The 24,105-nt window shown below is 50.4% G+C and carries 19 protein-coding genes and 13 tRNA genes; 26 read left to right on the top strand and 6 right to left on the bottom strand.

The window, feature by feature from the left end:
• The first annotated feature begins 104 nt into the window (after positions 1-104).
• Both ACO0LK_RS08560 and ACO0LK_RS08555 read left to right on the top strand, forming a co-directional pair.
• Positions 105-1,622, top strand: a complete 1,518-nt coding sequence (locus ACO0LK_RS08560) for a glycine betaine ABC transporter substrate-binding protein (RefSeq protein WP_422974076.1) — start codon at positions 105-107, stop codon at positions 1,620-1,622.
• Between the two features lie 126 nt (positions 1,623-1,748).
• Entirely contained in the window at positions 1,749-2,753 is a 1,005-nt protein-coding gene (locus tag ACO0LK_RS08555) for a hypothetical protein (RefSeq protein WP_422974074.1), read from the top strand.
• Positions 2,754-2,977: 224 nt separating this feature from the next.
• Here ACO0LK_RS08555 and ACO0LK_RS08550 read toward each other — a convergent pair whose 3' ends face one another.
• The gene (locus ACO0LK_RS08550; RefSeq protein WP_422974072.1) at positions 2,978-3,178 is read right to left on the bottom strand and encodes a hypothetical protein; all 201 of its coding nucleotides are present in this window, start codon (positions 3,176-3,178) and stop codon (positions 2,978-2,980) included.
• Positions 3,179-3,212: 34 nt separating this feature from the next.
• On the opposite strand from ACO0LK_RS08550, the gene ACO0LK_RS08545 reads away from it, so the two are divergent.
• Positions 3,213-4,229, top strand: a complete 1,017-nt coding sequence (locus ACO0LK_RS08545; protein WP_422974070.1) for a GSU2403 family nucleotidyltransferase fold protein — start codon at positions 3,213-3,215, stop codon at positions 4,227-4,229.
• A 134-nt stretch (positions 4,230-4,363) separates the two neighbouring features.
• Here ACO0LK_RS08545 and ACO0LK_RS08540 read toward each other — a convergent pair whose 3' ends face one another.
• Positions 4,364-4,786 carry a hypothetical protein gene (locus ACO0LK_RS08540; RefSeq protein ID WP_422974068.1) on the bottom strand — a complete coding sequence of 141 codons (423 nt, stop codon included), beginning with the start codon at positions 4,784-4,786 and terminating at the stop codon, positions 4,364-4,366.
• 439 nt (positions 4,787-5,225) lie between these two features.
• Between ACO0LK_RS08540 and ACO0LK_RS08535 the strand changes: the two genes are divergently transcribed.
• Complete coding sequence (locus tag ACO0LK_RS08535; protein WP_422974066.1) at positions 5,226-6,380, top strand: SPFH domain-containing protein; 1,155 nt, start codon at positions 5,226-5,228, stop codon at positions 6,378-6,380.
• A gap of 74 nt (positions 6,381-6,454) precedes the next feature.
• A complete protein-coding gene (locus ACO0LK_RS08530; RefSeq protein WP_422974064.1) occupies positions 6,455-7,537 on the top strand; it encodes a hypothetical protein in 1,083 nt (360 codons plus the stop codon).
• A 139-nt stretch (positions 7,538-7,676) separates the two neighbouring features.
• Here the strand turns inward: ACO0LK_RS08530 and ACO0LK_RS08525 are convergent, their stop codons facing one another.
• Positions 7,677-8,378, bottom strand: a complete 702-nt coding sequence (locus tag ACO0LK_RS08525) for a YceH family protein (protein ID WP_422974062.1) — start codon at positions 8,376-8,378, stop codon at positions 7,677-7,679.
• A 204-nt stretch (positions 8,379-8,582) separates the two neighbouring features.
• Between ACO0LK_RS08525 and ACO0LK_RS08520 the strand changes: the two genes are divergently transcribed.
• The 5 genes from ACO0LK_RS08520 to ACO0LK_RS08500 all read left to right on the top strand — a co-directional run bounded on the left by ACO0LK_RS08520 (position 8,583) and on the right by ACO0LK_RS08500 (position 16,310).
• Complete coding sequence (locus ACO0LK_RS08520; protein ID WP_422974060.1) at positions 8,583-9,368, top strand: hypothetical protein; 786 nt, start codon at positions 8,583-8,585, stop codon at positions 9,366-9,368.
• An 87-nt stretch (positions 9,369-9,455) separates the two neighbouring features.
• Positions 9,456-13,820 (top strand): MG2 domain-containing protein, encoded by a 4,365-nt coding sequence (locus ACO0LK_RS08515; RefSeq protein ID WP_422974058.1) that lies wholly within the window; start codon positions 9,456-9,458, stop codon positions 13,818-13,820.
• 163 nt (positions 13,821-13,983) lie between these two features.
• On the top strand, positions 13,984-14,598 hold the full coding sequence (locus tag ACO0LK_RS08510) for a sigma-70 family RNA polymerase sigma factor (RefSeq protein ID WP_422974056.1): 615 nt from the start codon (positions 13,984-13,986) through the stop codon (positions 14,596-14,598).
• Entirely contained in the window at positions 14,595-15,932 is a 1,338-nt protein-coding gene (locus tag ACO0LK_RS08505) for a hypothetical protein (protein WP_422974054.1), read from the top strand. Before ACO0LK_RS08510 ends, ACO0LK_RS08505 begins: the two co-directional genes overlap by 4 nt.
• A gap of 72 nt (positions 15,933-16,004) precedes the next feature.
• A complete protein-coding gene (locus tag ACO0LK_RS08500) occupies positions 16,005-16,310 on the top strand; it encodes a high-potential iron-sulfur protein (protein ID WP_422974052.1) in 306 nt (101 codons plus the stop codon).
• Positions 16,311-16,416: 106 nt separating this feature from the next.
• Here the strand turns inward: ACO0LK_RS08500 and ACO0LK_RS08495 are convergent, their stop codons facing one another.
• The gene (locus tag ACO0LK_RS08495; RefSeq protein ID WP_422974050.1) at positions 16,417-16,722 is read right to left on the bottom strand and encodes a helix-turn-helix domain-containing protein; all 306 of its coding nucleotides are present in this window, start codon (positions 16,720-16,722) and stop codon (positions 16,417-16,419) included.
• Positions 16,723-16,919: 197 nt separating this feature from the next.
• Between ACO0LK_RS08495 and ACO0LK_RS08490 the strand changes: the two genes are divergently transcribed.
• The 7 genes from ACO0LK_RS08490 (at position 16,920) to ACO0LK_RS08460 (ending at position 18,215) form a co-directional block, all read left to right on the top strand.
• Positions 16,920-17,165: a hypothetical protein gene (locus ACO0LK_RS08490; RefSeq protein ID WP_422974048.1), complete on the top strand. Its 246-nt coding sequence runs from the start codon at positions 16,920-16,922 to the stop codon at positions 17,163-17,165.
• Between the two features lie 340 nt (positions 17,166-17,505).
• Positions 17,506-17,580 (top strand) — tRNA-Glu (locus ACO0LK_RS08485).
• Between the two features lie 22 nt (positions 17,581-17,602).
• Positions 17,603-17,678: transfer RNA gene (locus ACO0LK_RS08480), tRNA-Ala, on the top strand.
• Between the two features lie 62 nt (positions 17,679-17,740).
• Positions 17,741-17,817, top strand: a tRNA-Pro gene (locus tag ACO0LK_RS08475).
• A 27-nt stretch (positions 17,818-17,844) separates the two neighbouring features.
• A tRNA-Ala gene (locus ACO0LK_RS08470) sits at positions 17,845-17,920 on the top strand.
• A gap of 80 nt (positions 17,921-18,000) precedes the next feature.
• Positions 18,001-18,074, top strand: a tRNA-Lys gene (locus ACO0LK_RS08465).
• 65 nt (positions 18,075-18,139) lie between these two features.
• A tRNA-Asn gene (locus tag ACO0LK_RS08460) sits at positions 18,140-18,215 on the top strand.
• Between the two features lie 38 nt (positions 18,216-18,253).
• Here ACO0LK_RS08460 and ACO0LK_RS08455 read toward each other — a convergent pair.
• Complete coding sequence (locus tag ACO0LK_RS08455) at positions 18,254-19,297, bottom strand: hypothetical protein (protein ID WP_422974046.1); 1,044 nt, start codon at positions 19,295-19,297, stop codon at positions 18,254-18,256.
• A gap of 39 nt (positions 19,298-19,336) precedes the next feature.
• Here ACO0LK_RS08455 and ACO0LK_RS08450 point away from each other — a divergent pair.
• The 6 genes from ACO0LK_RS08450 (at position 19,337) to ACO0LK_RS08425 (ending at position 19,920) form a co-directional block, all read left to right on the top strand.
• Positions 19,337-19,412: transfer RNA gene (locus ACO0LK_RS08450), tRNA-Trp, on the top strand.
• Between the two features lie 6 nt (positions 19,413-19,418).
• Positions 19,419-19,494, top strand: a tRNA-Arg gene (locus ACO0LK_RS08445).
• 80 nt (positions 19,495-19,574) lie between these two features.
• A tRNA-Ser gene (locus ACO0LK_RS08440) sits at positions 19,575-19,662 on the top strand.
• A gap of 7 nt (positions 19,663-19,669) precedes the next feature.
• Positions 19,670-19,744, top strand: a tRNA-Asp gene (locus ACO0LK_RS08435).
• Positions 19,745-19,750: 6 nt separating this feature from the next.
• A tRNA-Thr gene (locus tag ACO0LK_RS08430) sits at positions 19,751-19,826 on the top strand.
• A 5-nt stretch (positions 19,827-19,831) separates the two neighbouring features.
• Positions 19,832-19,920: transfer RNA gene (locus ACO0LK_RS08425), tRNA-Ser, on the top strand.
• Positions 19,921-20,071: 151 nt separating this feature from the next.
• On the opposite strand, the gene ACO0LK_RS08420 is transcribed toward ACO0LK_RS08425, so the two are convergent.
• Positions 20,072-20,764 (bottom strand): hypothetical protein, encoded by a 693-nt coding sequence (locus tag ACO0LK_RS08420; protein WP_422974044.1) that lies wholly within the window; start codon positions 20,762-20,764, stop codon positions 20,072-20,074.
• Between the two features lie 1,048 nt (positions 20,765-21,812).
• Here ACO0LK_RS08420 and ACO0LK_RS08415 point away from each other — a divergent pair.
• From ACO0LK_RS08415 to ACO0LK_RS08405, 3 genes are all read left to right on the top strand, one after another.
• Positions 21,813-21,888: transfer RNA gene (locus tag ACO0LK_RS08415), tRNA-Met, on the top strand.
• 125 nt (positions 21,889-22,013) lie between these two features.
• Positions 22,014-23,042: an RNA ligase (ATP) gene (locus ACO0LK_RS08410; protein ID WP_422974042.1), complete on the top strand. Its 1,029-nt coding sequence runs from the start codon at positions 22,014-22,016 to the stop codon at positions 23,040-23,042.
• 9 nt (positions 23,043-23,051) lie between these two features.
• Positions 23,052-24,095 carry a hypothetical protein gene (locus ACO0LK_RS08405; protein ID WP_422974040.1) on the top strand — a complete coding sequence of 348 codons (1,044 nt, stop codon included), beginning with the start codon at positions 23,052-23,054 and terminating at the stop codon, positions 24,093-24,095.
• The last annotated feature ends 10 nt before the right edge of the window (positions 24,096-24,105 follow it).

Here is a 24,105-nt window from a genome sequence, read left to right as displayed (position 1 = left end):
GTTGCGCGTAGCGGTAGTTTGGACAGAATCAGGGTTGAATTGGCCAAGCATGCGGGGCATGTAGAATACACAGGATTATATTGACGGTTTAGCGGAGCAAACCCATGCTTATCAAGTGCAGGCTGCAATACCCCGCAACAACGCTGACGCGCCTGCTTTTGCTATTCTTTGTCGTGACGGTACAGGCACAGGCCGCAGACACGCTGAATGTGGGTTCCAAACGCTTTACCGAATCTTATGTGCTGGGTGAAGTATTGACACAGACCGCCGCACCACATGCCCGTGTGCGGCATCAACAGGGCCTGGGCAACACTGCAATCGTGTTCAATGCACTGAAGACCGGCAGCATTGATATCTACCCGGAATACATGGGCACCATCAATACCGAAATCCTGAAGCACGACAGTGCATTAAGCCTGCCGCAAATGCAGGCAGAGCTGGCCTTACAGGGCTTGGGTGTGGCCGTGCCACTGGGTTTTAATAACACCTATGCGCTGGCGATGTTGCCCAGGATCGCAAGCACCGCCACGCAAACACTGACTGATCTGGCGGCGCAGCCCGGCTTGCGCTTTGGCCTGTCGCATGAATTTTTAGGACGTGCCGATGGCTGGCCAGGGCTGATCAAACTATATGGTCTGCCGCAGCAGGCAACCGGGCTGGACCATGGCATTGCGTATGAAGCGCTGGCAGCAGGCCAGGTTGACGTCATCGATATTTATTCTACCGATGCAAAGATCAGGCAACTGGGCTTGCGCGTACTGACTGATGACAGGAATTATTTTCCGCGTTATGACGCCGTCTTGCTGTACCGGCTGGACATGCCGGCACGCTTCCCGCAAGCCTGGGCGGCAATTCAGCAACTGGAAGGCAAGATCAACAATGCACAGATGATCGCCATGAACGCAGCAGCAGAAATCGATGGCCAGAGCTTTGCCCAGGTGGCGCAGCAATTCGTGGCAAAAGCGCCTGGCACGGCGGTCGCGCGTGAAAGCTTCATGCACAAGTTGTTTGGCCCGGATTTTTTACGCCTGACATCACAACATCTGCTGCTGGTGCTGCTGGCAATTGCCGTAGCCAGTGTGCTGGGCATACCTCTTGGCATTATCGCGGCGTTTACTCCACGTCTGCGCGAAGTGGTCATGGGCGTGGTCGGCATTTTGCAAACCATACCATCGCTGGCTTTGCTGGCAATGCTGATACCGCTATTGGGAATGATAGGTTTTACACCCGCCCTGATTGCCCTGTCGCTGTATGCCTTGCTGCCCATAGTACGCAATACCAGTGTCGGCATAGCGCAGGTACCAGCAGGCTTGCGGCTGGCAGCCCATGCGCTGGGCCTGTCTGCGCGTGACCGTTTGCTGCACATAGATCTGCCACTCGCACTACCAACCATTCTGGCAGGCATCAAGACCGCTGCCGTCATGAGCGTGGGCACGGCCACCATCGCTGCCTTTATCGGTGCCGGTGGCTACGGAGAACGCATCGCCATAGGTCTGGCCCTGAATGACAACCAGATGCTGCTGGCCGGTGCCCTGCCTGCGGCGGCACTGGCATTGTTGACCCAATGGAGCTTTGATTTACTGGAGAAGCTGGTGGTGAAAAATACGAAAAACCAGAGCTGACATCCATTACATAAATAATTAGCGAGCAGAAATTGTTACAACTTCGGTAATTTATTTGCACATAATTTCTTGCACCAAAATATCCGGCAGGCATAATGAACTATCAATATTGAATAGTCATTTGCCATGTTCAAACGCCTTCTGTCTGTTTTTAACAGTCATAAATCGTCCGACCAAACCGCGCCGGAACCCGCTGCAACACCAGTAAAACCATCTGCCAGCACTCCGGTGCCAACACCGGCGGAAGTAGAAGAAGGCGAACCAATCACAGCCTATGATGCACAAGGCAGACAGGTCGTAGTGCCGCGCAATGAATGGCGTGAAAAAGTCTTGTTGCCCAGCATCGCAGAAAAAGCGAATGACCCCGATGCCCTGTACAACGTCATCATGACTGCTCTGAATGATGGCTTTGCCAAAGACCTGGTAGCCGCAGCAGAACGCCTGCTGGCCATCGATACCATCGCCGAACGCGGCTATACCGTGCACGGCATCGTCTTGCTGGAAAACGGCCGATTGCCAGAAGCCGAAGCCACGCTGAAAGCTGGCATGCAAAAGGTCGGTGCTACCGGCACCCTGTTGACCAATCTGGCCAAGGTTGTATGGGAAACCGGCAACGAAGCGGCAGCCAAAGACATCTTGTGGGAAGCCGTACAAGCCGCCCCAAATCTGGAAAACGGCCTGATGTGGTGGCTGGCCATAGAACGCGAACAGCATGGTGACACCGCCTACGTGGATGCCCTGCACACCGTCTGCGCCCTGCCCCAGACCTGGCGGGCGCAACTGGTACTGGCACAATATTACCTGGAACAAAACCAGCCTGAAACCGCCGTCAGCCTGTACCACAAGGTTCTGCATGCAAAACTGTTTGATGCCAGCGCCCTGGCCAGCATCTCCGGTGCACTGGGCAGCCACGGCCACCTCACCAACATCATCGAACTGATCGCCCCCGTCTACCAGCCAGAACGCCACGACCCCATGGCCGGCCTGAACCTGCTACGCGCCTACCAGCAACTACGCCGCAACAAGGAAGGGCAGGCTTTGTTGATCAAAATGCAAACCGTAGACCTGGGGCCTTACCAACGATATCTGGATGAATTTGTACGGAGTTTTGGGGAAATGCGGGTGGCTTAGGGGTGCGATTGATTAGTTAAAAACGACGCTATACCACCCAATGTAATCACGCTCATAACCAATACAATTCCATTGGAAATTACGGTTAATTCACCGTAATCTATAGAAAACTAATGGATTTCTCTTTGCTCTTACCTTATGGCATTTATGTAGAACCCGGTAAAAGTAGCACGTGAACAGCATTAGTGTTTGAACGAATTGCCGCTATGTAGCAGCGTCACTATTCAAGCAGTTAGCAAATTTAAAGGTCCGGGAAAACTTACCCCGCCCCACTTTACCCGCACATTCATAATGTTTCTTATATCGCCTAATTGCAGCATATTTGCTTCTGGTATTTTCATCAGTCCTATAGCAAAAACAACTACAATTCTCGTCTCAAATATTTCATTCCAAAAATTTAGGCAATGTTCAATGATATAAGTCATTGATAAATATAAAGTTTCAACATAAACTTCTGAAATGATAAAAAATGTTGAAACCCTGGACTTGCCGGAAGACGCCCTTCGCCAATATATAGACGCAAGGCAGACGTTTCTCGCTTACGAACAAGCACAAACCAAATTGAGCGAGTTCCGTGGTGGAATGATTTGGCGTCAACAAAAGAATCGCGATTATCTTGTTCGAACCAGCACCAGAGGTGCCCAAACCGGATTAGGGGTACGTGGTCCGGAAACAGAAGCAATCTACGACAAATTCACTTCAGGCAAAGCACGTGCTGAAGACAATCTGAAAAAACTGCGCGCCACGCTGGAACGTCACCGCCGCATGAACAAGGCTCTGCGGGTTGGCCGCACACCCGATATGTTAATCGACATACTGAATGGACTGAAACGTGCAGGTCTGAATGACAAGCTGATTGTGATCGGCACAAACGCACTCTACGCTTACGAAACCGCAGCCAGCGCCCGTGTTGAGGCTGGACAACTGGCCACAAGAGACTTTGATCTTTTATGGGATAACCGAAGCAAACTCAGTCTTGCCACAATGGAAGGCCCTTTAGCAGAAGGCATGCTGGGATTTCTACGCCGGATAGATTCTTCATTTACGCTACGTGAGGACCAGCAATACACTGCAGTCAACAAACATGGTTACGAGGTCGATATTCTGCGCAGAATGGGACCAGGCAGCGACAATGAACCCGCACGCATGTCAACCATTGATGATGACTTCTGGGCAGTCAAGGCGAAAAATGCAGACTGGTTATTAAGCGCGCCCAAATTCAGTGAAATTGTCATCGGCATCAATGGTGGAATCGCCCGCATGGTCACTGTCGATCCCAGAGCATTCGTACTTTTCAAACTCTGGATGGCGAAGCAAGCAAATCGGGAATATGCCAAGCGTGTTCGTGACCAAAGCCAGGCCAAAGTCGTCATAGGCTTAATACGCGAACGATTGCCGCAGTTTGAATTTGAAGAATTACGTACTTTTCCGACGGAAGTGGCCAAGCTGTTAGATGCACATGAACCAGACTTATAAATGAGCGAATTTCTGCACGAAAACAATTTATGAGAAACCACTTCAGCCAACGCTCGCACCGAAAGCTCATTCTAAGCTAATCCCGTAATACAACAACGCCCTGCATAGACGCTTAAAACGGCTCGACGTTGACATTAAAAATACACAACATGCATTTCAGCCAAAATATTACCAAGCGACGGTGACAGCTCATCATGAATTGCCTCCCAGCTATCTAGCTGAAGCTTTTCAAGCAAGTCATGCAGTTTTTTTGTTCCATAAAAATGTATAACGTTCCAAGTCAAATCGACATCAAATCCATTCTCTGCATCACCGTGCTGCAAAATCTCTCTAATTTTTTCAAAATGCTTCCCATGATAAGCCTCCATTCCAGGAAGCGGCTCAATAAGCTCTGCGGCCAGCATGCCGCATGTAAGAGAAATAACGTCTGTACGCCACTTTTGCGGCGTCATCCCATATTGCCCTCCATGCACATTTGGTAACATTGCGTTTGGCGAGAAGTCATCTAAGTTAGCCGTAATAACTTGCCGCTGTATAGCGATATCGAATTTAAGCATGTCGTTTCTCATTGTCTCCGAAATTTGAATGTAGCCATATTTCCGTTGTTAATCCCTTTAGCAGCAGGACAGTTTATAACCAAGAAATTTACGCAAAGTAAGCAGGCAATATAAATTGAAGATAATCAGAAGCTGCTCACAAACCCAACTATTGGATTTCTCAATCCTTGCCATCATATTTTGGTCAAAATGCCATATCTTGCGATCATTTTGTGAAAAGGAACATGCATATATTTCAAACAACTAACATTTACAAACGCTTACAACAGAAACCCCCCTCCCCACCCTTGTGATAATGTACCAATTCAGCAATACTTCGCCTACGCCGAATGCGCTGTTGGATTTCAATTATCCACACCTGTTCGCCGAATAGCTGCTGGCCGCTATCAATGGAATTGCCTGCCAGCATCCTGCAAGAATTTTGTTTTTGGAGAAGACTATGGGTCTGTGGAATAAGCTCAGCAATGAATTTATCGATATTGTCGAATGGCTGGATGACAGTCCCGATGTGATGGTGCATCGCTTTGAGCGCTATCAGAACGAAATCAAGATGGGTGCCAAGCTGACGGTGCGCGAGGGGCAGATTGCCGTGATGGTCAATGAAGGCCAGATGGGCAAGGGCCAGGTGGCAGATGTCTTCATGCCAGGCATGTATGACCTGTCGACTGAGAACATGCCTTTGCTGAGTACGCTCAAGGGTTGGAAGTATGGCTTTAACAGCCCTTTCAAGGCGGAAGTGTATTTCTTCAAGACCACCCGCTTTACCAACCTGAAATGGGGTACAGCTGGCCCGGCCACCATGCGCGACCCTGAATTTGGTGTGGTGCGTGTGACTGCCTTTGGTATCTATGGCATACGCATTGTTGATGCCAAGGCCATGCTGTCTGAGCTGGTGGGCACCAAGGCTGACTTTACCACGCAGGATATAGAAGAAAACCTGCGCGGCAAGATAGGCATGCGCATCAAGGAGGTAATGCCTGAAATTGGCGTGCCAGTAATTGATCTGGAAGCCAAGGTCACCGAAGTGGGCAAGCGCATACAGGAAAAGATTGCTGCTGATTTTGTCCAGTTTGGTCTGGAACTGTGTGAAGTGCAGGTGCAGGACATAGGCTTGCCGGAAGAGGTGGAAAAAGCTATCGACCAGCAGGGCGCAATGCGCGTGATAGGCAACATGAACCAGTTTGCTCAGTACCAGGGCGCGCAGGCCTTGCGTGATGCCGCACAAAACCCCGGCATGGCAGGCGCCATGATGGGCGTGGGTGTGGGCGGCATGTTAAGCCAGAGCATGGGTACGATGTTTGGTAATAATCCACAACCAGCTGCTGCCCCGGCTGCAAGCACGGCATCGGCACCTGCGGCGGGCGGTGGCATGCCGCCACCTTTGCCAACGGCAGTACAATACTTTGTAGCGCAAAACGGTGCGCAGACGGGCCCGTTTGATTTGCCTGTATTGCAATCGCATGTTGCCGGTGGCAGCCTGACGCGTGACAGCCTGGTATGGCGTCAGGGTATGGCTGCCTGGGGCAAAGCGGGTGAACAATCGGATCTATCTGGCCTGTTTGCTGCCATGCCGCCGCCACTGCCACCACAATAAAACCTGCTTCATGATGCGGCGTCGCACCCGGATGGGGGCGACGCCATTTCTGTTTTGTTCTGGAACCTTCACCTGTGACGACAAAAAACTATCCCTGCAAATCTTGTGGTGCCAAGCTGGAATACGCGCCTGGCCAGCACGCCCTGCAATGCCCGTATTGCGGCGCCAAGAATGATATCCCTGAAGACCAGCAAGCCACGGTTGCAGCGGTAGAAGAGCTGGATTACCAGGCTTATCTGGCAGAACAGGCTGGCAATGAACCCATGCTCGCCAGCCAGCATGTGAAATGCACAGGTTGCGGGGCAGAATCGCAACTGGCGGCCAATCTGGTGTCTGACCGTTGTCCGTTTTGTTCGGTGCCGCTGATAGCCGCCAATGCCTATGCCGCACGCAAGATCAGGCCCAAGGCGATTGCCCCGTTTGACATCAAGGAATCGGAAGCGCGTTCGAAATTTACGAACTGGGTGACAGGCTTGTGGTTTGCCCCGAATGCACTGAAACGCGCCTACCGTGCAGAACGTGGCCTCAAGGGTATCTACACCCCATATTGGACCTATGATGCCGACAGCGACACCACTTATCAGGGCCAGCGCGGCGTTGATTACACGGTGACAGAAACCTATACCGAAAACGGTGAAACCAAGAGCCGCCAGGTCACAAGAACCAACTGGTACCCGGCGGTAGGTGCGGTACAGGTGTCGTTTGATGATGTCCTGGTCGTCGGATCAAAAACCCTGCCCACTTCGTATGCAGAAAACCTGGCACCGTGGCGTCTGGATAAATTGCAAGGCTATCGCGACGATTATGTATCCGGCTTCACGGTAGAAGCGTATCAGGTTGGTCTGGAACCGGGCTTTGTGGATGCCCAGGGCAAGATGGAAGACGAAATCCGCAATGCCATCTGCCGCGACATTGGTGGTGACCACCAGCGCATCACCGCCATGCAGCCGCGCTATTCCAATATCAGCTTCAAGCACATCCTGCTGCCTATCTGGCTGTCTTCGTATAAATACGGCGACAAGACTTACCGCTTTTTGGTCAATGGCCAGACGGGCGAAGTACAGGGTGAACGCCCGTATTCAGCATGGAAGATCGCCGGGGCGGTGTTGCTGGGAGTGATTGTGGTTGGGGTGTTGATTATGCTGGGGCATAAGTAATTTAACGGAAAGACCTCTCAACACAGAGACACCGAGACACAGAGGAAGCACTGAGAGAAGTTCATTTAGCAGCGAATTTCCTCTGCCTTTGCTCTGTGTCTCGGTGCCTCTGTGGTGAGCTTCTTGGTCTTCTAATTGTCTATTCAAACTGCTTCTTAAACTCCGCAAATTGCAGGCTCAAATCGCTGACCTGCTGCTTCAGTTGCGCGACTTCTGCTTCCAGCTGACCTACCCTGTCAGCTTTTGAACCGCCGCCAGCACTGACTGGGTGGCTGGCTTCTGCCTGGTCCAGGCTTTCTTCATCGCAGGACAGCAGGTGGGCATAGCGTGGTTCCTTGGTGCCCGGTGTCAGGTTCAGGCGGGCGACCAGGGGTGGGTATTTGTCGATGAGGTAATCGAGGCATTTTTCCACTTCTGCTACGGTAGCAAATTCATGCAGGCGGCCAACGCGGCTACGGATTTCGCCTGCGGTCTGAAAACCGCGCAGCATGAGGATGCTCAGTACAGCCACCTTGGGTTGGTCCAGCATCCACTTGATGCGCATGCGGTGTTCATACTTGGCGACGCGGGCACCAGCCTGGTGGATGGCGTTGACCAATTTTTTGGCAGCCAGCCTGTCTATGGCTTCCAGCACTTCGGCCTCGGTCACGGACATGACGGGGTCGCGGCTGGTGAGCTGGTTGCAGGCGTTCACCATCGCATTCAGGGACAGCGGGTAATTGTCTGGGGTGGCGGCTTCTTTTTCTGCCAGTGCGCCCAGTACCCGCACTTCAACTTCATCTAAAAACTGGGCATCTACTGCGGCTGGGCTGCCTGATTCGGCGGTATTTTCTGTGTTCATGCTGATTCCTGTCATTGTTGCTGCGGCTGGCTAATACTCCGCAAGGGCCTTATTGGCTTCATATTATCCTTAAAAATTGAAAATGTGACACCACAACGCGAGAAAACTGATTTATCGCCTCTTGCAAATAATTTCCAAAAACTTTAACCCCGTTTCTTTTGCTGCTCCGTTTAATGAACAAGACCCTCATTTTTTGGAGTGAACATGAAAACCTGGATAACTATCGTAACAACGCTGATCATGGCCTTACTGGCTCCCATAGCCAGTGCCGGGCAACTGGCTGCTGTCAACATCATCAATCAGGCCACAGGCGAACGCCTGCCCATCTGGCGCCATCAGGGGGTGAACTATGTCGCGGGCAAGCCCGGTGACCGCTATGCGATAGAAATCAGGAACAAGACAGATGAACGGGTTTTATCTGTACTGTCCGTCGATGGCATCAATGTACTGACCGGTAGCACGGCTTCGCCAGCACAGGCAGGTTATGTGCTGAACACCTGGCAAACCATGGAAGTGAAAGGCTGGCGCAAGAATATGGATGAAGTGGCGGCATTTTATTTCTCACAACTGCCTGATTCATATGCTGCCCGTACTGGTCGCCCCGACAATGTGGGCGTGATAGGCATAGCCCTGTTTCGTGAATACGTGGAACCTGCATACGTCAGGCAAGAAGAATATTCGCGCAATTCCGCTGCTACAGCACAGGCTCCTGTCCCTTCGTCCGCCCCCGCCCCTGCCATCACAGGCAGCATGGCAAAACGTGCCGACGGTGCAGAGCTGGCTGATTCCAGGATAGGCACCGGGCATGGAGAACGTCTGCCCAGCGCAGTCCGGTCTACGGATTTTCGTCGTGCTACGTCAATGGCAAATGAAATCATCAGCATCCGTTACGACACCTATGCCCACCTGGTGGCACGCGGCATCATCCCGCGTACACGCCATGATCAGCCCAACCCTTTCCCCGGCGGTTTTGTGCCTGATCCCGAATAACTCTTAATAATTCCGAATAATCCCAAACAACTGCACCTGAACCCGTCAGCATATAAAAAATAGCATTCCACAAAAAGGACACCCATCGTGAAAAAGCCCAGCACATTATTATTAGCCCTGATACTCGGCGGCTGCCAGTTGACCAATATGACAGACCGCACCGACCAAGGGCCGGGGGATGCAAAAAAAACAGACAATGACCTGCATGCGAGTGACAATCAGGATGGTCAGGAGGGCAAGGTCGCCAAAAGCAAAAAAGACATACTTCCGGCGCTGGCGGCAGAAGCGGCACCGGATGCAGCCAAACGCGACAATACGACACGCGGCAAAGAGTTGCCAGAACTGATCAACAGCTATTTTGATTACCAGGTTGGCCATCGCATGTATATGCAGGTGGACAAGCCTTTGTACAAACCGGGTGAAACCATCTGGTTCAAGACCTGGGATTTAAAAGCACGTACCTTAACGGGCAGTGATCAATCTCAAACCCGGGTCGAGCTGATTTCGCCCAAAGGTGCCACGGTTCTGAAAAAAAATGTGGCCGTGGTGGCTGGTACAGCAAGCAATGATTTTGAAATCCCTCCGGATGCGCAGGGTGGTGAATATACCTTGCGTACCACCAGTGCAGATGGGCAAACAGTCGAACGTGCCATCATTGTGTCGGCATATGAAGCACCGCGTCTGAAAAAGAAGTTGGAATTCATCAAAAAATCGTATGGCGCCGGTGAACAGGTCAGCGCCACGGTTGAAGTCAAACGCCCCACTGGTGAGGTGCTGGCAAACAAACAGATCACCGCCATCGTCACGGTAGATGGTGTGGAGCTGCCACGCGTCAGGGCCACGACCAATAGTGAAGGTGATGCCCTGGTAAAATTTGATCTGCCAAAGAAAATAGATACCGGCGATGGCTTGTTGACGATACTGGTAGAAGATGGTGGCATTACCGAATCGATTTCAAAATCCATACCGATATTGCAGAAAAAGCTGGCACTGTCCTTCTTCCCCGAAGGTGGGAAAATGGTGGCTGGCCTGCCCACCCGCTTGTATTTTGAAGCCAGGAACAGATTGGGTAAACCCGCCGATGTCGAAGGCCGTCTGGTAGATGACCAGGGCAATACCGTGGCGCGCTTTGCGACGTATAAAAACGGTCTGGGCCGTATTGCCTTTACCCCCGCTACTGGCCGCAGCTATCACGCCGAAATCAGCAAACCCGATACGGTGACAGAAACCTATACCCTGCCGCTGGCCGAAGAAAGTGGCTGTGTGCTGCGTAGCTATGATGACCTGGATGGCCAGGAAAAAGACTTGCGTATTGCCGTGCAATGCTCGGAAAAACAAAAAGTGGTGGTGGCAGCAACCGTGCGTGAAAATCTGTTTGATGTGGGTGCCATCGAAGCCGGCCCCGACAAGCCCGCCGTGATTTACTTGCGGGCCAGTGATCCAGCTATCCGCAATGCGGCTGGTATTGCGCGGGTCACGGTATTTGATCAGGCCCTGACCCCACTCGCCGAAAGACTGGTGTTTCGCAATCGCCGCAACCGGCTCGATATCAAGGTAGAGACAGACAAGAAAAGCTATACCCCACGTGGCCAGGTCGCATTGTCCATCACCACCAGAGATATCAGCGGCAAACCCGTACCTGCCGAACTGGCGCTGGCGGTGGTGGATGATACGGTGCTGTCTTTTGCCGATGACAAGAGTGCCCACTTGCTGTCACGCCTGTTGCTGGAATCAGAATTGCCAGGCAAGGTGGAAGAACCCAATTTCTACATGGATCTGGCTGAAGAAAAAAGCGCATTGGCGCTGGATATGCTGATGGGGACGCGTGGCTATCGCCGCTTTGACTGGGTGCCCGTTATCAACGCCTTCCACACACAAATGGCACCTTTAGCCGCGCCGCTTGCCAGAGGTGGTTTTGCAGACCTGGTCAAGATGAAAATGCCTGAAGCACCGATGAAGCCAGCCCCGCTTCCCAGCCCACCTATGCCAATGGCACTGCCGCGGGATATGAAAAAAGCAGCCGAAGGCAGACTGGTCATGCCAGTTGCGCAAAATCCGATTCTCATGAAGGCTGAAGCCGAAGTACGCCGGCGTCCACCACAACAACGCGCGGCTATCGCAGACATGCAAGCAGCAGCTGCGCCGGCAATGGTCATGATCCCGGAAAAAAGAGCCGTAGCAGGCAACGTCATGGCGAACGAACTGGTGGACAAGGACTTTGCCCGTGCAGCCGCGAAATTGGATTTTCGCTTTGAAGAAGAACCGCTGGCCCTGGCACCGGTGCGCGTGTTCCCTGTACCGGCTTACCAGGCAAACCAGGTCAGCCATGATGGCCCCCGCGATGATTACCGCGAAACCGTCATGTGGGCACCATCGGTCAAGACCGACAAACAGGGCAAGGCCAGTGTGAAATTTTTCTTGTCTGATGCAGTAACTTCTTTCCGTGTTTCTACCGAAGGTGTGGGGGCGGCCGGTGGCCAGTCAGCGACCGGGCTGGCGGGACGCAATGAGACTGTCATCAAGTCTTCACTGCCGTTTTCTTTGTCCGCCAAGCTGCCGCTGGAGATATCAGCTGGTGACCATCCTTTGATACCTGTAACGCTGACCAATGAAAGCGAGCAATCGATGCCGGTATCCATGGACAGCAGTTTTGGTGCCATGCTCAAGGCAAGCAGCGAAGCGGGTAAGCCCGGCAACGGCAAGCTGTCGGAAGTGTTGGGAGCAGGCCAGCGCAAGAGTCTGTTCATACCAGTAGAAGTGACCGGGGTACGCGGGCAGTCTGAAGTACGTCTGTCTGCCACCGCGGCGGGCCTGAAAGATGAAATCTTGCGCAGCATACCGGTGGTGGCACCTGGCTTTCCACAGCTGTTCGAAAAATCCGGACAAATCAAGGGGCAGGTCAGCCATGAACTTGATCTGAGCAAGGCCAGCAAGGGTAGCGCACAGGCAAGTATCAAGGTGTACACGTCTTCACTGTCAACCATGATATCGGGTCTGGAAGGCATGTTGCGTGAACCGAATGGCTGCTTCGAACAGACCTCGTCCACCAATTACCCCAACGTCATGATCATGCAATACCTGAAGCAGCATGACGTGGCAGACACCGCCTTGCTGGAACGCACCAGCAAGTTGCTCGACAGTGGCTATAAAAAGCTTGCGGGATTTGAATCACCGAAAAAAGGCTATGAATGGTTTGGTGGTGACCCTGGACATGAAGCCCTGACAGCCTATGGCCTGCTGGAATTTGCCGACATGAAACCTATCTATGGCTCGGTTGACCGGGCCATGCTGGAACGCACTGCGGCATGGCTGAAATCCAGACGCGACGGCAACGGCGGTTACCAGCGCGATGTCAAGGCACTGGACAGTTTTGGCCGCGCTGCACCAGAAGTCACCGATGCCTATATCACCTGGGCGCTGGTGTCGGCAGGTGAAACTGGCCTCGACAAAGAAATTGCCCGCTCAGCAAAACTGGCAGAAAACACGCAGGATGCCTATCAACTGGCACTCGCTACCGGCACCATGCTGGAAAAAGGCAGTGCGTCTGCCGTCACAGACAAGGCACGTCAGGCAGCGGTGAACAAACTGGCGGCAATGCAGGCAGCATCTGGCGCATGGACCAATGCCGATCATTCCATCACCCGCAGTGGCGGCAGCAATTTGCAGATAGAAACCACTTCACTGGCAATCTTGAGCATGTTGAAAGCTGGCGGCCATCTGGAACAGGCACGCAAGGGCATAGACTGGCTGCAAAAAAATCGCAGCGGCTTTGGCCAATGGGGCGCCACGCAGGCAACCGTGCTGGCACTGAAAGCCATGATCGCCTTTGACAATGCCACCCGCATTGCCCCCACAGCCGGCAAGATCAGCCTGTTGATAGATGGCGTCGTGGTACGTGAACAAAATTACGAAGCTGGCCGACGTGAAGCTGTCATGTTCAACGACATTGATGACTTGCTGACACCAGGCAAACATAGCATCAGCCTGCTGTCAAAAAGCAGCGAAGCCCTGCCGTATTCAATTGCTGTTGAATACCGCACGACAGCGCCTGCTTCGTCAAAAGATGCGGTCATCAACCTCAACACCAGTCTGGCAAAAACGGACATGAAGATGGGTGAAACCGTGCGTCTGGATGCCGTCGTCAGCAATAGAACGCAGACTGGCCAACCCATGAGCCTGGTACGCCTGGGTTTGCCCGGTGGCCTGACTTTCCAGAACTGGCAGTTGAAAGAAATGCGCGAAAAAGGCCAGATCGCCTTCTTTGAAACCCGTGCGCGTGAAGTGATACTTTACTTCCGTGACATGAAACCAGGCGAAGTCCGGAAACTGGCAATTGATCTGGTGGCAACCGTACCGGGCACCTATACCAGCCCGGCATCATCGGCCTACCTGTATTACAACGACACGGATAAAACGTGGACAGCACCAATGAGCATAAGCATCACGCCTTGATGCGATGACACGATGCAGCAAGCCCCGTTACCTGGCATCACATTGGTGGTGTCAGGTAACGGGAAACATCGCATATAAAGACACAGAAAAAGACACTGGGTTGTCAAATGCAGGCAATGCAAAATCTGCGATAAACCGGGGAATATCCGTTAAACTAGACGGCATGATTTCCACCCCACAAACTGACGAAGCACTGATGCTGCTGTACTGCGAAGGCGACCTGCAAGCCTTTCGCGAGCTGTATCAGCGTCACAGCAATGGCTTGTACCGTTTTATCAGCTGGCGTTCGCCACGCCGTGAATGGGTGGATGAGATTGTGCAGGACAGTTGGGCAGCATTGCACACTGCCCGCCCGCATTACACGCCTCTGGCAGGTTTTCGTACCTATCTGTACCAGATTGCACGCAACCGCCTGATTGATCTGTTGCGCCAGAAAGAAATTTTTCTGGTTGGCGATGATGCACATAACGACGCACATCACGACGTCTTCGACAATGCTGCTATCGACAACGCCACACATACCAGCCAGGATGCGCTGTCGCCAGAAGCAGCGCTGGATAAAAAACAGCAGGCCGACAGGCTGCATGCAGCCATACGGGTTTTACCGAATGACCAGAAAGAGGCACTCGTCTTGCAACAGTTTAATGGACTCAGCCTCGAAGAAATTGCAGTCATCACTGCAGTACCTGTGGAGACTGTCAAAAGCAGATTACGCTATGCCATGCAGAAGTTGCGCTCCCAATTGCATAGCCAGACGAAGCAAGGTGAGCCAGCATGACTTCCAGAGATACCGACATCAACGATATTGACCCTATGCAGGACGCCGAATTTGAAGAGTTCCTGCAAGGCAAAGGTGCGCTTGCCGATTTGCTGCATGAGCTTCCGCAGGAAGCGCCTTCAGCGACACTCGATGCAGCAATACTGGCCGATGCCGAAGCAGCCCTGGTCCCAAACCTGAGACTGGCTGCGTCGGAAGTGCCCATGATACAGGCAGCTATTCTGGCGCCTCAGCCAACTCTGCCAGTTCAACCACTATTGTCATCATTGGCTGCAGCCAATGATGTGCAAAATCCTGACGCGTCGTCACCATCGTCACTATCGTCACCATCATCACAAAAGCCTTCATTTTTATGGCGCTGGAAACTGCCACTGGGTTTGGCAGCCAGCGTTTTGCTGGCCGTACCCTTTGTCTTGCTGCAAAAAAATCAGCAGGATACATACCCGCAACTTGCCAAGAATGAGGTGCAGTTGCAAGTACCAGAAGAGCGCAAGGCAGCAACTGTCGTGGCTGCCGCGCCAATGGCCGACATGGACAGTGCGGCAGCAAACATACCCGCACAATCACCACGCAAACCTGCAGGCAGCGTCAAAGCCAAATCACGCCTGATGGACAAGGACAATACGGTTGTCGCCATGAACCGGCCCGAGCCGGTTGCACCAGTTGTTGCACAAGTTGCCGCTGCACCTGCTGCGGCCACTATCGCTATTCCCGTGCCCCCTGCTGCTGCCATTGCCGCCGAACCGGTCATTGTGGCGTCTGCGACACCAGACGCATTGCGGCGCGCTGTTCCGGTTGCACCAGCCGCCATGTCCGCTGCCGAAGTCTCGGCCCTAGCAAAAATGGCAGCGAATGCCGCATCGGATGACAAACAGGCGGCTGGCGGGCAAGCTGAACGGGCACGCGTATTTGCCACCGGTTCAGTCGCCATGAAAGAAGAAGCACCACGACAATATTTAAGGGCGAACGAGGCTGAATCCAAACCCGCTGCACCGCCTGCAAGCATGGATACGCGCATGGCAAAAAATGCCCCTCCCCTTAATGCGTCAGCCATGGCAGCCATGAAGTCGTCCATAGAAAAGCAACTTGCAGACAGTAGCAACAATGTTGCCATGCCTGCACCGGTAGCTGCAGCACCGCCACCCATGGTGCAGACGCCACCAGCGGCAGCACCAGTATCTGATGTGCAGTTGCGATTGGCAAAGATAGAGAAACTGATCAAGGCCAAACAAAACAAAACAGCGCTGGAGGAATGGAACAGGTTCCGCAGTGTTTATCCAGATTATGTCGTGGATAGTTCTCTGCAAAAACAGATTGAGAATCTGCAAAAATAAGCCCGGGGCGCCATTGGATTTATAAACAGCAGTACACTGACGGACATGATGTCTTTGACGAAAGGCCCAGTCATGAACTCGAATCAACAACGCAGAATATTTGTCGCCCGCCTGCTCGGTGCAGGTCTTGCTCTATGCGCCTTGCCCAGCCGCGCCGCCAACGAAGTCCCGCTGAAAGAAGATGAAGCCGAAGCCAAGCAGCATGCCTATGTGGAAAATGCGGCCAAGGTCGACATCAAGCGCTTTCCCGAATTCAAGAACACACAAAAATGCGGTAGCTGCCAGCTCTATGAAGACAAACGCAACGGCTGGGGTGCATGCGGCATTTTCCCAGGCAAGCTGGTAAAGGAAGAAGGCTGGTGTGATGTCTGGGGTTAATGTCTGACCTTAATGTCTGACCTTAATGTCTGACCTTAATGCCCGGGTTCTATACTTGAACAAACCTATTTAGCAGCATAGCAGCACACAAGGCTTCCTGCTGTATTCAGGTGCCAGCAGCATTCTCATCTGTTTCCACATAACGTTCAATCTTGAACAGCTCGCTTTCACTACATTGAAACACCTCAATAAAGGCAGACAGAAATTCCACCTTCCAGTGATCTGCCTTGTTATCGACGATGCGCAATAGCTGTGAATGCGATACGGTGACCTTCTTGCTGATCAGTATGCGATGCAGGGCAGAGACAGAACGAATTTTGTGTTCCGCCATTAATTCGCGTAGTCGCAATACGACCCTGATACGTTGTTGGCCTATGCTTGTTTCTGGTAAAACTGTTGATATGGTATGCATGTCCGAACCTCACTTCGAAGGCGCGCATCATAGCAATAAACGAAGAAATATTGCACCTGTCGCAAAAATACATCAAATATTTCATTAAATTCGTCATGCCATGCTTGTTTTATTCAAAAACCTGTGGCAAGATACATCCATCGACTAAGCAATACCCACTAGCACTCGCATTAACAAACACTCTTTTAGGAATGATCGTGAAAACAACTTTGCTCCAACAACTGATACCAAGCCTGCGCTTCAATGCGCAAGCCCGGGCATCGGCCACGGCCAGCAAAGCCGCGGCGAAGAAGGCTGCCCGCAATACGATTCCATTCTTCACATCACCAGAACACGCCGATAGTGAAATGTTCAATGATGTCAACCCCATGAATCTGCAAGATACATGGTTTATACAAACAGGCATACGAGGGGCAACCCTTAAGGTCACAGGAGCAAGCTAAGCCCGCTCCCCCGACCCCAGCGCTGAAAAGCCCGGATGCCTTCAACAGCTCCGGGCTTTTTTGTTTTTTGTTTTTCCTTTTTTTGATCCGCACAACGCAGATCACAGCAGTCAAACCCGTGCAAGCGGTCGTGACCGGACAACACCGGCCCATGGAATTTCTTTAACAATTCGGGAAGTATTATTCAAGTTCATTCCACAGGCATCCTCACATGCCTGTGGAATGAGAGTGGATATCAGGGTAGTGTGAACATTTATCGTTCACAAGGGTAAAAATCCCTCTGCCCGTTTCATCATGAAAGTGACTTTACAATCAATGATTTCGAGGTTTTTTTCATGATGTCTTTGTCGTCTAAAGGTCAGGACGGCTGACTTTCTATCAGCGAATGGCGGTTCGATTCCGCTCAAGGACTCCATCATTTCTAACAGTACCAATACGGGGATGTAGCTCAGTTGGGAGAGCGCCTGCTTTGCATGCAGAGTGTCGTCGGTTCGATTCCGTCCATCTCCACCATTTTTTGTGTCTCAATCAAAAAGAGACATACCAGCATCACCAAGCAAGAAAAGTTAATCAATCGGAGTATGGCGCAGCCCGGTAGCGCAACTGCTTTGGGAGCAGAAGGTCCGAGGTTCAAATCCTCGTACTCCGACCACTATTTATAAAGCAAGAAAACCAATACGGGGGTGTAGCTCAGTTGGGAGAGCGCCTGCTTTGCACGCAGAATGTCGTCGGTTCGATTCCGACCACTTCCACCAATTTTTTAACAACGCAATTACCGGAGCATCACATGAAACGAAAGACCATGCATCGCAAGATGCCAAACCATAAAACCACGCGGGATGTAGCTCAAAGGTAGAGCATTCGGCTTTTAACCGAACGGCGAGAGTTCAATTCTCTCTGTCCCGACCATCACAGAATTTCGATTAAAGCGCAATCGTTTTAACCGGTGTTTTGTACAAGCCCCAATTTTCAATTCCTCGATAACTCAGCAGGCAGAGTGGCGTACTGTTAATACGCATGTCCCTGGTTCGAATCCAGGTCGAGGAGCCAGTTTTTACACTTCAGGCGTGATTGTGATTACCACTATACTACTGAGACAGTATCTTTCGAATTGCTTGCGCTTCTTCGCGGTCAACACTTCCATCATTCACCATACTTTGGGCTTCGCTGGTTTTTCCTGCACACAAAGATCCAACGTAGCTTTCTATTGACCGGTCGTAGTAGCCGTCTTTTCGTCCTACAATCTTTGCAAGTTTCTCCATGTTGTCATGATAAGTATCTGCTCCATACTCATAATTTTTGCAGGTATTTAGATTGATCTTGACTTCATGTGTGGCGACGCTGTTATTAAGCTTTTGATCAATCTCTTCTTTTGCTCCCGCCATTCTGGCTCTAGCTTCGAAAATATGCTCGAAGTTTCGTACCCAAATTTCTTGCAGATAGAAAATTGATGCACTTCCATCTTGCCCGCCATAGTTTTTGTACTGGAGTACTTGAGCATTAGCTGCTATGCAAATAAAGCTCCCGTAATTAGACGGTATCAGATTAATTTCGTTGAGATACCGAACGAACGGTGAAGTCGACTCGCCATCAAATTTGACGGCTTCTTCAATGTCGTTTTTTGATAGGCAACGCCCTTTTATGCCCCACTTAGATTCTATGTCGCTCTTGGAAATGATTTTTCCTTTTGTGGAGAATTCAATTTCGGACACGCTCTCGTATGGATTCCGCAGCTTCAACTTGGCATATGATGTGGATGCTCCGAGAAAATCGTATCGTTGCTCTGTGTCATCCAAATAACATTCCGCTACGGCCTTTGATTCCGTTTTGCATGGCAAAAGTTTGTGTGCCCGGTCTACTTCAGACTTTGGTATTCCAATGTAAATCCCTCCCAAACTGAATGGCATGTCGCTTTTCGTAATTGGACGACGATCACAACCTGATATCAAAAGTATTGTCGAAAAAAAGCAGGCTATAGTTATTTTTTCTAGCTTTGTGTTCAAAGAATTTCTCCCCTTTTGGGCAATTACTCTTGCCAGTTTGATTATATCAACTTCTTTTTGACGATGTATCACCAAAACCCACACAGAGCGCTGTCTTGACGAGGCACTCAATTCCAGTTTTAACAGCATTTACGAAATTACTCAGACAGTTAATCGTCAATTCTCATTATCTCAGTAGCTCAATTGGAAGAGTCGCGGTCTCCAAAACCGAAGGTTACAGGTTCAAGTCCTGTCTGGGATGCCACTATTTCTCGCCTTAGCTCAGTTGGAAGAGCGCAACAATACGAATGTTGAGGTCGCAGGTTCGATCCCTGCAGGCGGGTCCAGTTTTATCGTGTGATCAAGTGATCACTGCTACCTCGCCAGCAGGATGTGGAATGCACATGCACGGTAATTTTTTTAATTAGGAAGATTCGCATAATGGTATTGCACCGGGTTGCTAACCCGGCGGGCTCCTCAGGCCTATGTGCGTTCGAATCGCACATCTTCCGCCAATTTTTTGCCCTATTAACTCAATGGTAGAGTATTCGCCTGTCCAGCGAAATGCCAGCGGTTCGATTCCGCTATAGGGCGCCAGTTTTTGCCGGTTTAGCTCAGTTGGTAGAGCAACTGATTTGTAATCAGTGGGTCGCGGGTTCAAATCCTGCAACCGGCACCAATCATGGAAGCGTGGCAGAGTGGTTTATTGCACCTGTCTTGAAAACAGGAGGTCCATAACGGACCCGTGAGTTCGAATCTCACCGCTTCCTCCATATTGCGTCAGTAGCTCAAAGGATAGAGCCCCAGTCTTCTACACCGACTGTTGCGGGTTTTAGTTGTAAGGCGGTGCAAAACTTTCAACCTGTTTACGCATGAATTTAAATTTTCTTACTCAGTACAATACTTTGGCTCTATCGACTTGCTTCAAGGTTCATTATTTGGCGTGAATGAGATACCTAATGCAGTTGAAAGGCCTATATTCACGCGATTGCTAAATTTCCGATTAAGTGCGGCCTTGAGGGCTTTTACCGCTTCGATTAATTTCACTTCATCATTGGTAAGGGCAGCGATAAGAGACTTATTTAACTCTTCCATTTGAGACGTTAAATGTCGAGGAAGATGCTCTTGGACATTCTTAATATTAACCGTTTTCCTTTGCGCATCGGTAAACTCAGCAATCTTTTCCCGGAATTGCTCCATTGAAACAGTGTGATGTTTGTGTAAATGTACAATATTTCTGTACGCATCTTGAGCCATAAGAAGATGATTGATCAAATTTACGTTCTTTGAATCAAACAGAAAAGTAATTGAAGGAATGTCGAGCGCTAACGCTTCATCAAAATCAAATACGGTATATCGTATTTGTAAATAAAATGGCGCGTCTGGTGAATCATTTAACACGCTCTCCCTGGCTTTGGTTATGCCTTCTTTGTAAGATATGAAAGCAGTAATCATTCGCCCTAAGATGACCATCGCAACATAGCCCGCTTTGATCTGTTCTTCTTCTTTTTGACTTTGTCGAAATGTCCAGTTTACAAAAAATGCTAGGCCTGCTCCAACAAAGGTGCCGATCAGCGTTTTAGATATGTCTAGTAAAAATGATTCTGGGGAAGCCATTTACCACTCCGTTCAAGTACGCAGCAAAATTAAAATTGCAAGGGAAATTCACACTAATTCAAAAAATAGAGGCGCTGTATTAGCGGCCCTGCTGTTTATACGCTTTAAGTCTGTGATTGATAGTTTGCCTCTTATCTGGCATACGGTTTTACAAAAAACTATACTGGGTCGTTGGTAGCCGAACATTGAATCTCGACTGAACAGGTCAGAATATAAGAGTGACGCTGTCCGCCGTTTATCTCAGACAACCCCTGCGGTGGAGACAAGCTCGCTTCAACAGCCTTTCCAATTGCAAAAGTTTCCTTCGCCAGTCGCTAAATTTTCTTCGATACGTTGCCCATAGAACATTCAATTCTTCGAAATTCATCTTACTCCTTGCTATGAAATATGGTTAAAGAAGCTGATAAAAAGCCGTGACTTTGTTTGGCAATCCATCTTTTGTAGTTGTGTTAAATTTCTAAAAAAATTTAACCATGAGGGTCGCAGCAGTTACATAATTGAATCAAATGCCTGTAGTAAGAAGTGCAGCTGAGAACGTCGCGGTTTGGAATTTCTTTTAATCATCAAACCAAGTGCAGATCACCGCTTCTTTTGACCAACAATGTCACTGGTATCATTTACATTGGTCACTGGTCATGTACGACCCGCCAGTCTTGAATTGAACGACATCTTTTAGAAACATTTCAATCTCTTTGTAAGCAATCATTCTTGCGAACGTCAAAAGAGTTTCAATATTAGCACTCAATAAAATTGAAAATTAATGCAATTAATCGAAAAAGTACTATCACCAAAGTTTAGTTCACGTGTTGGAGTGCGTATGTGAACGCATTACCCCCGACCCAAAGTGACAAACTTGCATACCTAATCGGCTAAAAGTAATCCGGTATTTCGATAAAGTGCCAATGTGCTGAGTTATACCCAATTGATTTGAAACGCACTCTCACCACACAAATCCTGCCTGACGCGCCAGTTTTGATCGCCACACACAGACCCGTTTCGGCATTGCCGATTCGTGGCGATCATCCCCTTCTTTTCAATCGATGTAAATCGAGATTTAGCTCAGTTGGCAGAGCATTCGCTTCATATGCGAGCGGTCGCTGGTTCAAATCCGGCAATCTCGACCACGACAACAAAATCCATACTTCCCATCCCCCGTTTTTTATCCAGCTATACACCTAATCACATACAATCAGCATTTTTTCGCGCACTGCGCGATAGCGGCAACCATAAAAATAACAAGGAAATTCCAATGAGAAAATTAGTCACCATCAGACAAGTCAGCAACATCAGACCCATCCCCGGCGCAGATGCGATTGAATGCGCAAGCGTGGATGGCTGGTCTGTCGTGGTCAAGAAAAATGAATTCCAGATTGGCGATGCCTGCGTATATTTCGAGATTGATTCCTTTTTACCTTTAAGCGACGCGCGTTTTACTTTTCTGGAAAAGAACAAGATCAACTGGAACGATAAAGTTGGTGTGCGGCTGCGTACCATCAGATTGCGTGGCCAATTGTCACAGGGTCTGATTCTGCCTTTGGGTGAATTCCCGGAACTGGCTGCACATGTTGTAGCCGGAGACGTTGATCTTGGTGCATTGCTTGGCATTGAAAAATGGGAACCCGCCATACCTGCCTCACTGTCTGGTGAAGTGGAAGGCCCATTTCCGGATTTCATCAGCAAGACCGATCAGGAACGTATCCAGAATCTGACGGAAGTACTGAGTACGGATGCAAAAACGGAATTTGAAGTCACCATCAAACTGGATGGTTCCAGCATGACGGTCTTCCACCATGATGCTGTGTCTGGCATCTGCGGTAGAAACTGGTGGATCAGGGAATCAGAAAGCAACAGCCTGTGGAAGGTGGCAAAGCAAAATAAACTGCTGACTGCACTGACGGCTTATGGTCGCAATCTTGCCTTGCAAGGTGAAATCATGGGCGAAGGCATTCAAGGTAATCCAGAAAAACTGCGCGGTCAGGAATTTTATCTGTTTGACGTGTTCAACAGCGATACCCGTCAATATCTGGGCAGGGCAGAACGCCAGCAAGTTGTGGCTGATCTGCGCGCACTGGGTGCCAGTGTCAATGAGGTACCATGGCTGGAAAATACGACACTGGAACGCTTTCAAGCAGATGTGGCCAAGGTACTGGAATATGCCGAAGGTGGCTCCCTGAATCCGGCAACTTTGAGAGAAGGCGTGGTATTCAAACGTCTGGACGGCAGTATGTCATTCAAGGCGATTTCAAACAGCTATTTGTTAAAGCATGGCGACAGATAAGGAAATGTCATGGGTGGAAATGCACTACAGGCTGAATCGGTTCGATTGTCAGCATCAAGATACCGTGAAGTGGAACGCCATGCAGTGACAACATTGCAGCGGTGTTTTCCAGAACGCCGTATTGAGGCTGTCATTGCCTATGCCGACAAGACAGATTTTGGTGATCTGGACATCCTGGTCGAAGCTGGCCAGGATTATGATGCTGCGCAACTGGCACAGGCATTGCAGGCGACTGAAGTGGTCTTTAATGGCGATGTCACCAGCATGGGTCTGGCGATAGCCGAAGGTGTGTTCCAGGTTGACTTGATACGGACAGCACCAGCATCATTTGATTTTGCTTCGCGCTATTTTGGGCTGAACGATTTTGGTAACCTGGTGGGCCGCATTGCCCACAAGTTTGGTGCCAAGTTCGGGCATCTTGGCTTGCTGTACCCACTACGCGATCCGGACAACAGCAGCCACATGATTGCCGAAGTTTGCATTACGACGGATTTTGGCGAAGCCCTGAGTCTGCTTGGCTACGATGCCGCGCTTTACGAAACCATGCGCACCAATGGGCAGTTCCGAACCTTGAATGACATCTTCCGTTATGTCGTGGCATCACCCTATGCCAACCGGGAAATTTACCTGCTCGATAACAGAAACCATAAAGCCCGCATACGTGATGCCAAAAGAGCGACCTACAATGCCTTTCTGACCTGGCTGGATGAACAGGACGAAGTGGAATTACCAGCCTACCCTTGGGCCGAAGCTGGCACGGCAGAACGTAACAATCAGAAAAATGAGTTTCTCGATACAACGTTTGCGCGGTTCCCCAATTTCAGGCTAGCCTATCACGATGCACTGGCAGACTATGGGCGCAAAAAGCAGGTGAAGCGCCAATTCAATGGTGGCCTGGCCGCTGAGATTACCGGCTTGGCCGGCAAGGAACTGGGCGAACTGATGGCACGTGTACGCAATTCATTTTCCGATGAAACCAGTTTTGAAAACTTTTTTATTGAAGCCAGCCCTGAAGCCATCAAGGCGAGGTTTTTGCAGGAAGCGACTGCGTAACCCTGATTTT

This window comes from Undibacterium sp. Ji49W, from assembly GCF_049340205.1.
Taxonomy (GTDB): domain Bacteria; phylum Pseudomonadota; class Gammaproteobacteria; order Burkholderiales; family Burkholderiaceae_D; genus Undibacterium.
The sequence above is the reverse complement of the archived record's forward strand: the minus strand, read 5'-3'. Positions and strand labels throughout refer to the sequence as shown.